The sequence below is a fragment of the Pelagovum pacificum genome (assembly GCF_016134045.1).
Classification (GTDB): Bacteria; Pseudomonadota; Alphaproteobacteria; order Rhodobacterales; family Rhodobacteraceae; genus Oceanicola; species Oceanicola pacificus_A.
In genome coordinates this window covers 707179-720800 of record NZ_CP065915.1, presented here as the reverse complement: position 1 = coordinate 720800, position 13622 = coordinate 707179, and the positions used below count along the sequence as shown (strand labels likewise).

11 protein-coding genes are annotated in these 13622 nt (G+C 67.3%); 7 read left to right on the top strand and 4 right to left on the bottom strand.

Translation table 11 applies throughout. From position 1 onward, the window contains the following. Positions 1–43 precede the first annotated feature (43 nt). From fdxA to I8N54_RS03720, 4 genes are read right to left on the bottom strand one after another with little or no spacing between them, the layout of a single operon-like run. Complete coding sequence (fdxA, locus tag I8N54_RS03735; protein WP_140193854.1) at positions 44–379, bottom strand: ferredoxin FdxA; 336 nt, start codon at positions 377–379, stop codon at positions 44–46. A 54-nt stretch (positions 380–433) separates the two neighbouring features. Then, positions 434–823, bottom strand: a complete 390-nt coding sequence (locus I8N54_RS03730; RefSeq protein ID WP_140193855.1) for an RNA-binding S4 domain-containing protein — start codon at positions 821–823, stop codon at positions 434–436. A 3-nt stretch (positions 824–826) separates the two neighbouring features. Continuing rightward, positions 827–3721 (bottom strand): helicase-related protein, encoded by a 2895-nt coding sequence (locus tag I8N54_RS03725; RefSeq protein ID WP_140193856.1) that lies wholly within the window; start codon positions 3719–3721, stop codon positions 827–829. 30 nt (positions 3722–3751) lie between these two features. Then, on the bottom strand, positions 3752–4300 hold the full coding sequence (locus I8N54_RS03720; protein WP_231592506.1) for a tetratricopeptide repeat protein: 549 nt from the start codon (positions 4298–4300) through the stop codon (positions 3752–3754). Positions 4301–4378: 78 nt separating this feature from the next. Between I8N54_RS03720 and I8N54_RS03715 the strand changes: the two genes are divergently transcribed. From I8N54_RS03715 to ptsP, 7 genes are all read left to right on the top strand, one after another. Then, positions 4379–4669 carry an SCP2 sterol-binding domain-containing protein gene (locus I8N54_RS03715; protein ID WP_140193858.1) on the top strand — a complete coding sequence of 97 codons (291 nt, stop codon included), beginning with the start codon at positions 4379–4381 and terminating at the stop codon, positions 4667–4669. After that, positions 4666–5631: an alpha/beta hydrolase gene (locus I8N54_RS03710; RefSeq protein WP_331459697.1), complete on the top strand. Its 966-nt coding sequence runs from the start codon at positions 4666–4668 to the stop codon at positions 5629–5631. Before I8N54_RS03715 ends, I8N54_RS03710 begins: the two co-directional genes overlap by 4 nt. Positions 5632–5667: 36 nt before the next feature. Further along, positions 5668–6810 carry a ligase-associated DNA damage response exonuclease gene (locus I8N54_RS03705; RefSeq protein WP_140193859.1) on the top strand — a complete coding sequence of 381 codons (1143 nt, stop codon included), beginning with the start codon at positions 5668–5670 and terminating at the stop codon, positions 6808–6810. Then, complete coding sequence (locus tag I8N54_RS03700) at positions 6807–8399, top strand: ATP-dependent DNA ligase (protein ID WP_140193860.1); 1593 nt, start codon at positions 6807–6809, stop codon at positions 8397–8399. The genes I8N54_RS03705 and I8N54_RS03700 overlap by 4 nt, the downstream gene beginning before the upstream one ends. Before the next feature lie 96 nt (positions 8400–8495). Further along, positions 8496–9734, top strand: coding sequence for an aspartate kinase (locus I8N54_RS03695; RefSeq protein WP_140193861.1), 1239 nt, complete (start codon positions 8496–8498; stop codon positions 9732–9734). A gap of 471 nt (positions 9735–10205) precedes the next feature. Continuing rightward, a complete protein-coding gene (locus I8N54_RS03685) occupies positions 10206–10952 on the top strand; it encodes a hypothetical protein (RefSeq protein WP_140193863.1) in 747 nt (248 codons plus the stop codon). A 255-nt stretch (positions 10953–11207) separates the two neighbouring features. Further along, positions 11208–13460, top strand: coding sequence for a phosphoenolpyruvate--protein phosphotransferase (gene ptsP / locus I8N54_RS03680; protein ID WP_140193864.1), 2253 nt, complete (start codon positions 11208–11210; stop codon positions 13458–13460). Positions 13461–13622: the final 162 nt, after the last annotated feature.

Genomic DNA, 13622 nt, shown 5'->3' with positions numbered 1-13622 from the left:
AGTTTATTGACCTCCCGGTCAAAAAGCGGGCCGGGCCGATTCGTCAGCCGCCTTCGCCGGCCTTCTCCGAGAAGAGCTCCATCTTGCCGTCCTTGCCGTCCATCTCTTCGGCGTTCGGCAGCGGATCCTTCTTGGTGATGATGACCGGCCACATCTCGGAGTACTTGCGGTTGAACTCCACCCACTTCTCCATGTCCGGCTCCGTGTCGGGCCGGATCGCGTCCGCCGGGCATTCCGGCTCGCACACGCCGCAGTCGATGCACTCGTCGGGGTGGATCACCAGCATGTTCTCACCCTCGTAGAAGCAATCCACGGGGCAAACCTCGACGCAGTCGGTATATTTGCAGGCGATGCAATTGTCGTTGACGATGTATGTCATGCCGTCTCGGTCCAGGTTCTCTTCGGGGCTAGCTAGACCAATGCCGCCGGGGCTTCAAGCGTCGCCCGGTTCATCCCCGAACACCCCCTTCTGCATGTCCCGCCGTTGCTTGCCTGTCGGGCGCCCCTTACCCTCGTAACGCGGATTTTCAGGCGTTTTGGGAGGCGGCGGCGGCGACAGGTCCTCGTAGAGCGCCTGCGCCTCGGTCGCCGGACCGCGCCTCGTTCCGATCTCGAGGATGCGCACGACCCGGACGGCCTTGCCTTGCGGGAAGGTCAGCACGTCCTGCGGCCCGACCGACCGCGACGGCTTGGAGACCGGCTGCCCGCCGACCCGCACCTTGCCTGCGCCGACAACACCGGCGGCAAGGCTGCGCGACTTGAAGAACCGCGCCTGCCACAGCCACTTGTCGAGCCGGATCGTCGGGCGAGGCTCGCCGCTCAAGGCTCAGTTCGTCTTGAACCCGGCGAGTGCCGCCGCGAAGGGATTGTCGGGATCGATCTTCTTTTCCTTGCGGGGCGGGCGCGCCTCGGCGGTCCGGGGGCCCTTGTTCGGCGGTCCGCCCTTGCTGCCGCCCTTGCCCTTCGGCTTCTTGCCGCGGCCACGGTTGCCCTGCGCGTTGTCGCGTCCCCGGTTCTCGGTCCGCGCACGACCGGCCCAGACGAAGGTGTAGTAGACCTCGACCTCGTCCTCGGCCGGCGCATCCGCGACCGCGTCCTCGGCCAGCGCCTCTGCGGCGGCGGTGTCCTCGGGCATTTCGGGGGGCGGCGTCGGCACGCTCTCGTCCGGCGCGGCGGGCGGAGCTTCCGGCGGAAGGTCCGGCTCGACCGGCGAGGGATCGGGCGCAGGCACGTCGGGCTGGTCGGGGACCGGGTCCGGCGGCATCGGCACGTCCGGCTGCTGCGGATCGGGAGGATCGGTTGCCTCCACAGGGGCCTCCACCGGCGTCTCGACGGGGGCGGGCCGCACTTTCGCCCGCTCGCCCTTCTCCGCCTTGTAGCCGAGGCCCTGCATCAGGTTCGCGAACTGCTCCAGCGTCATGCCGGTGATCGACAGCATGTCCGCCGTCGCCTCGAACCCGCCGCGCGTATCCTGATCGCGCAGCATGTCGGCGAGCCGCTCCAGCATGTCGATGCGGATCGCCCGCTCACCCGCGGCGCGGTATCCGGACATCGCGTAGACACCCGGCACGGCGTCATCGACGCTCGGCACGGTGACGAGGCCGGCCGGCGGCGCTTCGGGGAACACGTCGAGCCCCTTGGTCAGCGACCACAGAACGAGCCGCAGCCGCGTCGGCGCGGGCTTCAGAAGCAGCGGCTGGAAGATGGTGAACTGCCCGAACCGCACGCCGTGCTTGCGCAGCGAGGCGCGCGCGTCCTGGTCGAGGCCCTTGACCTCCTGCGCGACGTCGCCGCGCGGGATGATCCCGAAGTTCTCGACCATGCGGAAGGCAAAGCCCCGCGCGAGCCCCTGCAACGTCTCGTCGCCGCTCATCTTCAAGAGCGGTTCGAACGCCGAGGCGATCTTGCGGTCGATGAAATGCTGCAACCGGCGCTCGACCTTGGCGGCGACGTCGGGGCCCGCGGCCTCGTCGACGAAGGCCTGCACCCGCGGTTTCAGCGGGTCGTCCCCGGCGACGAGCTTGCCGATCGCCTGGTCGCCCCACATGAGGCCGCCCTGCTCGGTAAAGTCGATCTCCGGATCGGGCGCGTTGTAGAACCTGTCCGCCCGAAGGTGGAACTCGGGCGCGAGCGCCTGAACCGCGGCCTGCCGCACAGTCTTGTCCTCATCAGGCGCGCCGGTCTTGTCCGCACGGAACCGGAACCCTTCGAGCCTCCCCACGAACTGACCTTCGACAGTCACTTCGCCCTTGTCGTTCACCTCGGCCAACATGGCCTCCTTCTGCTTGAGCCGGCGAAGCAGGATACTGGTCCGCCGGTCCACAAATCTCTGGGTCAGTGCGCCGTGGAGCGCATCCGACAGGCGGTCTTCTACCGCACGTGTCTCGCCACGCCAACGCTCTTCATCGGAAACCCACCCTTTCCGCTGAGCGACGTACGTCCATGTGCGGATATACGCCAGTCGCTTGCTGATCGTGTCGATGTCGCCGTCGACCCGGTCGAGCCGCTTGACCTGCCGCGCCATCCAGTCGTCGGGCACTCGGCCCGTCTGGTGGAGGAACCCGAACAGCTGGGTGAGCAGGTTGGTATGTTCGGCATGGCTGATGCCGCGAAAGTCCGGAACCCGGCAGACATCCCACAGCAGCCGGACCGAGTCGGGATCGCTCGCCCGCGCCCCGACTTCGGCATCTGCCGCCAGCGCCTTCAGCGCGCCGAGGTCGTCGCTCTCCCTCACGCGGGTGAGCCACGGATCGTCGGTCTTCTTCTCGAGACTGCCGATCAGCCGGCCGACCGTGCCGAACTCCATCTTGGAGTTGCGCCACTGCAGCTTCTTCACCGGCCGGAAGGAATGGTTGGTGATCGCCTCAACGACGTCCTCTTCCAGCTCGGGCGCCTCGCCCGTCACCCCGAAGGAGCCATGGTTCATGTGCCGCCCGGCCCGCCCGGCGATCTGGGCGAGCTCTTCCGTGAAGAGCGGCCGCATCCGCCGCCCGTCGAACTTTGCCAGCGAGGAGAAGGCGACGTGATCGATGTCGAGGTTGAGCCCCATCCCGATCGCGTCCGTCGCGACGAGGTAGTCGACGTCGCCGTTCTGGTACATCTCGACCTGCGCGTTCCGCGTCCGGGGGCTGAGCGCGCCCATCACGACCGCCGCGCCACCCTTCTGGCGGCGGAGCAGCTCCGCGATGGCATAGACATTTTCAACCGAGAAGCCGACGATCGCCGCCCGCCCGGGCATCCGGCTCAGCTTTTTCGCACCTGCGTAGGACAGCTGGCTGAAACGCTCCCGTTTCATGAACTGCACCTTCGGCACCATCGCGGCGATGGCCGGGCGCATCGTCTCCGCCCCCATGAACAACGTCTCGTGCAGCCCGCGCGCATTCAGCAGACGGTCGGTGAAGACATGGCCCCGCTCGGCATCGGCACAGAGCTGGATCTCGTCGATGGCGAGGAAATCGCACCCCATCCCCGGAGGCATCGCCTCCACCGTGCAGACCCAGTATTGCGCCCGTGCCGGTACGATCCGCTCTTCCCCGGTAAGAAGCGCGACGCAGGAGGGCCCGCGTGCGGCGACGATCCGGTCATAGACCTCGCGCGCCAGCAGGCGCAGCGGCAGCCCGATGATCCCGGTCCGATGGCCGAGCATCCTCTCGATGGCGTAGTGGGTTTTGCCCGTATTGGTCGGGCCGAGCACAGCGGTTATCCGCGACGCAGAATTCATGACCGTCCCGTTCCGGACAAGGCATACCGCTCAGAGCGGGATGCCCTCCAGTTCTTGTTGCACTCGGTGAACCGCTTCGGGCACCATTTCCATGTGAGGATGGATCGCGAGGACCTTCTCGTAGACCTCGAGCGCCTGCTCGGGCCGGCCGATGTCCTCGAGAATGATCCCGAGCCCCCGCATCGCGGCGAACTGACGCGGGTTCAACGCCAGCACTTCCCGCAGATCGTCGATCGCGGGGCCGATCTCGTCGGTCAGGAAATAGGCCGTTGCGCGTCCGTGGTAGGCCTCGGCGAAGTCCGGTGCGAAGTCGATCACCGCGGTGAAATGTTCGACCGCCGCCTCGGGATCGTCCGCGTCCAGCGCATCCCGGCCCCGCTGGAACAGCAGGTCGATCGCCGCAGAGCCGCTGCGCGACCACTGGTCGGCGATCCGCTCCTCGATCCGTCGCGCCTCGTCCGGCGCGGCGGTCGCCAGCTTCTCGAACATCTCGTCCAGCGTCTCCTGCGCGTAGGCAGGTACGGAAATCCCGACTGCGATTGCCGCGGACGTAACGATAAGTTTGAAGCGTTGTCTCATGCTCGCCATAACCCTGAATGTAGACATCCTGCGGACAGAGACCAGATCTCTGTCGTCACAACTTGGAAGGATCGGCAAATGAGCGACGTGGTGACCGGGGCCGTGGCCCGCCTGAATGAGAAGATGGACGGCGAAGGCTTTGACGGAACGGCGAAATTCGTGATCGAAGACGAAGGCTCGATCATCATCGACGAGTCCGGCGCCCGCGCCGCCGACGAAGCCGCCGACGTCACCCTCACCGCCTCCGCCGAGACGTTCCAGGCGATTCTCGACGGCGAGGAAGACGCGACCGCCGCCTACATGGGCGGCCGCCTCAAGCTGGACGGCGACATGGGCACCGCCATGAAACTGTCGAGCGTTCTGGCTTGATACAGAATCGCGTCGCCGAGGCCCCGATGGAGGCCGCCCCGTTCCATGACGACGTGGCCGAAGGGCCCGCCGACGCGATGGCCTACTGGGTCAATGCCGCCGACGGGCTGCGCATCCGCGTCGCCCACTGGCCCAAGGACGGCGCCATCGGCACCGTCCTGATCTTCCCCGGCCGCACCGAATATGCCGAGAAATACGGCCGCGACGCCGCCGCGCTGGCCGAGCGCGGCTTTGCCACCGTTGCGATCGACTGGCGCGGTCAGGGCCTGGCCGCCCGCCTGCAGGACGACCGCAACATCGGCCATGTCGGCAAGTTCATCGACTACCAGCTCGACGTCGCCGCCGTGATGGACCATTGCGCCGCGCTCGACCTGCCGAAGCCGTGGTATCTGCTCGGCCATTCGATGGGCGGGTGCATCGGCCTGCGCGCCCTGCACGAGCAGATCGACGTCGCCGCCGCCGCGTTCTCCGCGCCGATGTGGGGCATCCAGATGTCCGCCGTCATGCGCCCCGCCGCTTGGGCGCTGTCGAGCCTGTCGCGCTACCTGCGATTCTCCCACGTCTTCGCGCCCGGCCAGCTGGCCCAGCCCTACGTGCTGCGCGCCGCGTTCGAGGTGAATACCCTCACCTCCGACGAGGACATGTTCCATTACATGCGCCGCCAGCTCGAGGGCTATCCCGACCTCGCGCTCGGCGGCCCTTCTCTGCACTGGCTGAACGAGGCTCTGGTCGAGATGCGCACGCTCGCCAACATGCCCGCGCCGGACATCGACTGCGTCACCTTCCTCGGCACGGACGAGGCGATCGTCGACACAGACCGCGTCCATGCCCGCATGGAAAGCTGGCCGAACGGCGACCTCGTCATGATTCAGAACGGCCGGCACGAAGTCCTGATGGAAACACCCGCGCACCGCACCGCGATCTTCGACCGGCTGGCCGAACACTTCATCGCGCACCGCTGATTTGGCGGACCACGCCCGCGCGCTAGTTCTGCGCGCATGAGCGAGGTCCTGACCTTCACAGACAGCGGCATCTATTGTCCGGCGGGCGACTTCTACGTCGACCCGTGGCGCCCGGTGGACCGGGCCCTCATCACGCACGGCCATTCCGACCACGCCCGAGAGGGAATGGGCCGCTACCTCGCCACGCCCGGCACCGCGCCGATCCTGCGACACCGCCTCGGTGACGTGGCGGTGCGCACGCTCGACTATGGCAAGCCGCTGAAGATCGGCGACGCGACGGTCTCCTTCCACCCGGCGGGCCACGTCCCCGGATCGGCGCAGATCCGGATCGAGGTGAAGGGCGAGGTCTGGGTCGTCTCCGGCGACTACAAGGTTGTCGACGACGGCCTCTCCGAACCGTTCGAGCCGGTGCCCTGCCATGCCTTCATCACCGAATGCACCTTCGGCCTGCCTGTCTTCAACTGGACCCCGCTGCCCGAGCTGAAGGCCCAGCTCAATGACTGGTGGGCCGCGAACGCCGCCGAGGGCCGCGCCTCCATCCTTGGCGCCTACTCGCTCGGCAAGGCGCAGCGGCTGCTGGCGATGCTCGATCCCTCCATCGGTCCGATCCTGACGCACGGCGCGGTGGAGAACACCAACGATGTGCTCCGCGCCGAGGGGTTCGACCTGCCGAACACCACGCTCGTCACGCCCGACACCAACGCCAAGGACCATCCCGGCGCCCTCGTCCTCGCACCGCCCTCCGCGCTCGGCTCGCCCTGGGCGCGCCGCTTCGGGCAGGCGTCGAGCGCCTTCGCCTCGGGCTGGATGGCGCTGCGCGGGGTGCGCCGCCGCCGCGCCGCCGACCGGGGGTTCGTCGTCTCCGACCACGCCGACTGGCACGGCCTGAACAAGGCGATCGGCGCGACGGGCGCAGAGCGCGTTTTCGTCACCCACGGCTACACGTCCGTCTTCCGCCGCTGGCTGGAGGAACAGGGCTACGACGCCGCCATCGTCGAAACCCAGTACGAGGGCGAGAGCCTCGACACCGACAGCCCGTCCGAAACCGGAGAGCCGTCCGAAACCGGCTCCGGGTCGGAAAATGAACAGAAGTCCGAGACCGGCGAGGTGATCGAGACCGGTCCGGAGTCCGAAAATGGAAGGGCGTCCAAAACCGGGCAGGAGTCCGAGACCGGATGAAGGACTTCGCCACCCTGTTCACCGCCGTCGACCAGACGACCCGCACCACGCGCAAGGTCGCGGCCCTGGCCGAATTCTTCCGAACTGCCTCGGACGAGGACAAGCTCTGGTGCGTCGCGCTCTTCTCCGGCCGCCGCCCGAAACGCGTCATCACGACCACCGTCCTGCGCGAATGGGCGGCGGAGCGGGCCGGCATCCCGCTTTGGCTGTTCGAGGAAAGCTACCCCATCGTCGGCGACCTGGCGGAGACGATCTCCCTCGTCCTGCCGCCCGCCTCCGAACCGGGCGAGGACCGCCCCCTGTCGGACTGGATCGCCACGCTGCGCGACCTCTCCGCCCGCGACGACGAGGCGCGGAAGGCCGGCATCCTCGCCGCATGGGATCACATGGACCGCACCGAGCGGCTGCTCTTCACCAAGCTGCTGACCGGCGGCTTCCGCGTCGGCGTCAGCCAGAAGCTGATGACCCGCGCGCTGGCCGAGGCGACCGGACAGGACGAGGCGGAAGTCACCCACAAGCTGATGGGCTCCTGGACGCCCGAGACGACCACTTGGAAAAACCTGATCGAGGCGCACGACCCGAGCGCCGATCTGTCCCGACCCTATCCGTTCTACCTCGCCTATCAGGTCGACGACCTCGACGCGCTCGGCCCTGCGACCGACTGGATCGCGGAGCGGAAATGGGACGGCATCCGCGGCCAGCTGATCCTGCGGGGCGGCGAGCATCATCTCTGGTCACGCGGCGAAGAGCTGATGACCGACCGCTTCCCCGAGTTCGCACGCCTGATCGACTACCTGCCCGAAGGCACCGTGATCGACGGCGAGGTGCTCGCCTTCACCGACGAGACACCCCTGCCCTTCAACGCGCTGCAAAAGCGGATCGGTCGCAAGACGGTGCCGAAGAAGCTGCTCTCGGAGAGCCCGGTCATCCTGATGGCCTACGATCTGCTCGAACAGGACGGCACGGACATCCGCGCCCTGCCCTTCGCCGACCGCCGCGCCCGGCTCGAGGCGCTCGTCGCCGACGCTCCGACAGAGGCGCCGATCCGCCTCTCGCCGTCGGTGGACGCCGAAGACTGGGACAGCCTCGCGGCGGAGCGCGCCCGCTCGCGCGAGCTGAACGCCGAAGGGCTGATGCTCAAGCGCAAGGACAGCCCCTACCTGTCGGGCCGCAAGAAGGGCGACTGGTGGAAATGGAAGGTCGATCCGCTCGTGATCGACGCGGTGATGATCTACGCGCAGTCGGGGTCGGGCCGCCGCGCCAACCTGTTCACCGACTTCACCTTCGCGGTCCGCGACGGCGACGACCTCGTCCCCTTCACCAAGGCCTATTCCGGCCTCACGGACGAGGAATTCCGCAAGATCACCCACTGGGTGCGCCGCAACACGCAACAGCGCTTCGGCCCGGTCAGGCAGGTCAAACCCGAGCACGTGTTCGAGATCGCCTTCGAAGGCATTCAGGAAAGCCCCCGCCACAAGTCCGGCGTCGCGCTCCGCTTTCCCCGCATGTCCCGATGGCGCCACGACAAGCCGGTGTCGGAGGCCAACACGCTCGACGACCTCAAGGACATGCTCGCCACCTACGGCTGAGCGTCCCGAACCACAGCCCCGAGGCACCTGCGTCAAGGCAATTGCCCTCTCCCCGCACCGACGGTATGGAGCCGTGACTTCGAGCAGGGACGCTTCATGCCCATACTTGTGATGAAATTCGGCGGCACCAGCGTCGCGACGCCGGACCGTATCAAGCGCGCCGCCAAGCGCGTGGGTCGCGAAGTGGCCAACGGCTACGACGTGATCGTCATCGTCTCCGCGATGGCCGGCAAGACCAACGAGCTGGTCGGCTGGGTGAACGAGACCTCGCCGCTCTATGACGCGCGCGAGTACGACGCCGTCGTCTCCTCCGGCGAGAACGTGACCGCCGGGCTGATGGCGCTGACGCTGCAGGAAATGGATGTGCCCGCGCGCAGCTGGCAGGGGTGGCAGGTGCCGCTCAAGACCACCTCCGCCCACGGCTCCGCCCGGATCGAGGAAATCCCGCCCGAGAATATCCTGAAGAAGTTCGGCGAGGGGATGAAGGTCGCCGTGGTCGCCGGCTTCCAGGGGATCAGCCCCGAGGGTCGGATCACCACGCTCGGCCGGGGCGGCTCGGACACCACCGCCGTCGCCTTCGCCGCCGCTTTCGGTGCGGAGCGCTGCGACATCTACACCGACGTCGACGGCGTCTACACCACCGATCCCCGCATCTGCGACAAGGCGCGGAAGCTCGACCGCATCGCGTTCGAGGAAATGCTGGAACTGGCGAGCCTCGGCGCCAAGGTATTGCAGACCCGCTCGGTCGAGCTGGCCATGCGCTACGGCGTGCGCCTGCGGGTGCTGTCGAGTTTCGAGGACAACAACGAGGAAGCCGGCACGCTTGTCTGTGCCGAGGAGGACATCGTGGAAAGCAACGTGGTCGCCGGGGTCGCCTACAGCCGCGACGAAGCCAAGATGACCCTGATCTCGGTCGCCGACCGTCCGGGTATCGCCGCCGCCATCTTCGGCCCGCTGGCCGAGGCCGGCGTGAACGTCGACATGATCGTGCAGAACATCTCCGAGGACGGTCGCACCGACATGACCTTCTCCTGCCCCGTCGACCAGGTGAAGCGGGCCGAGGCCTCTATGGAGAAGGCGAAGGAGTCCGGCTCCATCAACTACCACGACCTCGTCGCCGACACCGGCGTCAGCAAGGTCTCCGTCGTGGGCATCGGGATGCGCAGCCACGCCGGCGTCGCCGCGCGGATGTTCCAGTCGCTCAAGGACGAGAACATCAACATCAAGGTCATCACCACATCGGAGATCAAGATCTCCGTGCTGATCGATCGGAAGTACATGGAGCTGGCCGTGCAGGCGCTTCACGATGCGTTCGAACTCGAGAAGGCCAGCTGACGAGTTAAAGGGCGGCCCGGCGCTTCCTTCCCCCCAGAGCCGGACGTGATCGTTCGGCTTGCGGAAGCTCCCGCCATCGACACCGGGCCAACAGGCATTCGTGATCGAAAAGGACTTGAGAGGCGGCGGAGCCTCTTGAAAATCAGCTTTCGGAGCCGCGCTGCCACGCGGCTTCGGTTGAAATCATCTTAGCGCCATGGGCGAGCATCGCAATAGACTTGTGCGTTGCGGTTGCAGCCTCGGCGCGCGACGTCGGCCGCTCTTGTCCGACGTCGCGCAACCCTGCGGAACCTCGCGGGTCTCCGCTGATGAATGGGACATCTTCGGCGCCGATTGGCGCAGAGTTGCCCTTTCCGGCGGTTTCGGGACCCGCCATGCAACCTCCCGCCCCTCCCACTGTTGGTGGTTCATACGACGCCGAGGCCGGATGTCCGGTCGGCGGCACGCAACGGACTTTAGGAGGTAAAGACCATGCGTAAGGAACTTAAAATCACCGTCGCCGCGCTTCTCGCGGGCACTGTTTCCACCGCTGCTCTCGCGCAGGCCGAATCCGGCACCGCGACCGAAGACAGCACGACTTACGGCGTGGGTTCCGAAGCAACAGCCGGAGCCGGCGAAAATCTGTCCGCCGATGCCGGCACCGAGATGACCAACGACGCGCTTCAGTCCGAAGAAGACGCCGGCACTGATCTGGCACAAGGCGACGCGGACGCCATGTCGCCGGACGCCGAGGCTTCGGGCAACCTGTCCGCCGATGGCGAACTGGGCACCGAGCTTGCCGATGTCGGCGCGGATACCGAAGCGGGCGCCGAAGGCAGCACGTCGAGCGACAGCATGTCGACCGATCTTGCCGACTCGGGCAGTTCTGCGACGACTCCGGGCCAGTCGGGTGAAGACTTCGCAACCTACGGCGATGTCATTGCCAGCCTGAATGGCAACGCCGCTGGCAGCGCGTCCTTCTCCGACGTGACCGAAGAGAGCCAGGTTGACTGGGTCCGCCTGTCCGACCTTCAGGGTGAAGGCGCAGATCAGGGCTCCGGCCTCGACCAGGCGCTGACGGATCAGGAAGACCGGCTGGCCGACATCCGCAGCCAGATCGAAAGCAACGACGTGCTTTCCGGTGCGCTCGAAGAGCAGGGCTACACGGCCGATCAGGTCGTCGCCTGGAACACCGATGCAGACGGTCAGACGACCCTGGTGATCGACGACCGCATGTAAGCGGATCGTTCCTCGGGGCTTCGGCCTCGGGACTGACAGACGATCAGGCGCGTCCCCGAATCGGGGCGCGCCTTTTCTTTGTGCAATGGTTCCGGGCACTTGTGTGCCTGGCGCTGCGCAATCTCCGGCATTCTCCCGTGCGCGCGCAGTGCGGAGAACGGAGTATTCGGGGAATCACTTCTCCCAATCCGTGATTCGATCCCATATACAGACCGGCGGGCATCGACCCGCCCGCCGCGAGGGGACGAAGGGTGCATGGACGACCGGTTCGAAACTGACAGCCGTAAGCTGCTCGTCCGGCTGCGCGACGCGCTGGCCGAGGACAGCGCCGGGCAGGCCCGCCTCGACCGGATCGTCGGGCTCATCGCCAGTTCGATGCGGACCGAAGTCTGCTCCATCTACCTCTTCCGCGATCCCGAGACGCTCGAACTCTGCGCGACGGAGGGGCTCGAGGCGGAGGCCGTCCACCAGACGCGGATGCGCCTTGGTGAGGGCCTCGTGGGGCGCGTGGCCCGGTCGCGGCGCACCGTGAACTCCGCCGACGCGCCGAGCGAGCGCGGCTTCCGCTACATGCCCGAGACGGGGGAAGAACGCTTCTCCAGCTTCTGCGGCGTGCCGATCCAGCGGCTTGGCGAGGCGCTCGGCGTGCTGGTCGTCCAGTCCAAGGAAGCCCGCGAGTTTACCGGTGACGAGGTCTACGCCCTCGAAGTCGTGGCGATGGTGCTCGCCGAGATGACAGAGCTCGGCGCCTTCATCGGCGAGGGGGCGGCGCTCGCTGCGCGGCACCAGCAGCCCGCGATGCTTCGCGGCACCGTCGCGCAGGAAGGCGCAGTCGAGGGCCGCGTGTTCCTGCACGAGCCGCGCGTGGTCGTCACCAACCCGATCGCCGACGATACCGACGCCGAGAAGCGCCGCCTGAACGAGGCGATCGAAGAGCTGCGCATGTCCGTCGACGATCTGCTCGAGACGAACCGCGCCGTCGATCCCGAACAGGTGCAGGTGTTCGAGGCCTACCGCATGTTCGCCAATTCCCGCAGCTGGCTGCGCCGGATGGAAGAGGACATCGCCAACGGCCTGACCGCCGAGGCCGCGGTCGAGAAGGAACAGTCGCTCGCCCGTAACCGCCTGTCCCGCGCCGCCGACCAGTACCTGCGCGAGCGGCTCTCCGACCTCGACGACCTGTCGAACCGGCTGCTGCGCATCCTCACCGGGCAAGGGCGGGAAACGGGTGCCGAGATGCCCGAGAACCCGATCCTCGTCGCCAAGAACATCGGCCCCGGCGAACTGCTGGACTATGGCAAGACGATCAGGGGGATCGTGCTGGAGGAAGGCTCCGTCGGGAGTCACGCCGCCATCGTCGCACGGGCCTGGGCCATTCCGCTGCTGATCCGGGTGAACCGGATCACGCAAGAAGCGCTTAACGGCGACAAGATCCTCGTCGATGCCGAACAGGGTGTCGTCCACCTGCGCCCGGACGAGACGGTGCAGAACGCGTTCGGCGACAAGATCGCCATGAAGAACCGCGCGCAGGAGCGGTATGCCTCGATCCGCGACCTGCCGGCGGAGGCGAAGTGCGGCACGGTCGTGTCGCTGCACATGAACGCCGGACTGATGGCCGACCTGCCGTCCCTGCCCTCCTCCGGGGCCGAGGGCGTGGGCCTGTTCCGCACCGAGCTTCAGTTCCTGATCCGCAACCAGATGCCCAAGCGCGCCGAGCTCTCCGCGCTCTACGCCCGCGTGATGGACGCCGCCGGCGGCAAGCGGGTTGCCTTCCGCACGCTCGACATCGGCAGCGACAAGGTCCTGCCTTACATGAAGCCGAACGACGAGCCGAACCCCGCGCTCGGCTGGCGGGCGATCCGCGTCGGGCTCGACAAGCCGGGCGTGCTGCGGATGCAGATCCAGGCGCTGATCCGGGCCGCGAACGGCCGGCCGCTGACGGTGATGTTCCCCTTCGTCGCGCAGCTCGACGAGTTCCGCGCCGCGCGCGCCGAGTTCGAAAAGGCGATGGAGCGCGAGCGTATCCTCGGCCATCCGCTGCCCTCGGACGTGCAGGTCGGCGCGATGCTGGAGACGCCGAGCCTCGGCTTCGCGCCGGACGTCTTTTATCGAGAGGTCGACTTCCTCTCGATCGGTGGCAACGACCTGAAGCAGTTCTTCTTCGCCGCCGACCGCGAGAACGAGCGGGTGCGCAAGCGCTACGACACGCTCAACGTGTCGTTCCTGAGCTTTCTCGAACGGGTGATCGAGCGCTGCGACGCCCACGGCACGCCGCTGTCCTTCTGCGGCGAGGATGCGGGCCGCCCGATCGAGGCGCTGGCGCTGGCGGCGATGGGGATGAGAACGCTGTCGATGCGGCCCGCGTCGATCGGTCCCGTGAAGCACATGCTGCGCCGGGTGAACCTGCGGGACGTGCGCGCGGCAATCGACGCGGCCCGCGACCGGGGCGAACAGTCGGTGCGGCCGGCAGTGCTGGAGTACCTGCGCGACGACGGGTGGATCGACTGAGCCACGGACGGCGTCCGGGCTCTGGTCGGTTGAACTGGTCGGGTGGAGCCGCGAGGCAGTCACTGGAGCGCGCCGACAGTTTCCGCCGAATTCGACGTACAGAGCCTGCTCGCGCGCCCGCCGGCCCGATCCGACCAGGTTGAGCCGACGCAATCCGCCCGG

Bases quoted from the DNA above. Each gene is read 5' to 3' on its own strand.
- fdxA (WP_140193854.1), bottom strand. From the start codon at position 379: ATGACATACATCGTCAACGACAATTGCATCGCCTGCAAATATACCGAC.
- I8N54_RS03725 (WP_140193856.1), bottom strand. From the start codon at position 3,721: ATGAATTCTGCGTCGCGGATAACCGCTGTGCTCGGCCCGACCAATACG.
- I8N54_RS03720 (WP_231592506.1), bottom strand. From the start codon at position 4,300: ATGAGACAACGCTTCAAACTTATCGTTACGTCCGCGGCAATCGCAGTC.
- I8N54_RS03715 (WP_140193858.1), top strand. From the start codon at position 4,379: ATGAGCGACGTGGTGACCGGGGCCGTGGCCCGCCTGAATGAGAAGATG.
- I8N54_RS03705 (WP_140193859.1), top strand. From the start codon at position 5,668: ATGAGCGAGGTCCTGACCTTCACAGACAGCGGCATCTATTGTCCGGCG.
- I8N54_RS03700 (WP_140193860.1), top strand. From the start codon at position 6,807: ATGAAGGACTTCGCCACCCTGTTCACCGCCGTCGACCAGACGACCCGC.
- I8N54_RS03695 (WP_140193861.1), top strand. From the start codon at position 8,496: ATGCCCATACTTGTGATGAAATTCGGCGGCACCAGCGTCGCGACGCCG.
- I8N54_RS03685 (WP_140193863.1), top strand. From the start codon at position 10,206: ATGCGTAAGGAACTTAAAATCACCGTCGCCGCGCTTCTCGCGGGCACT.
- ptsP (WP_140193864.1), top strand. From the start codon at position 11,208: ATGGACGACCGGTTCGAAACTGACAGCCGTAAGCTGCTCGTCCGGCTG.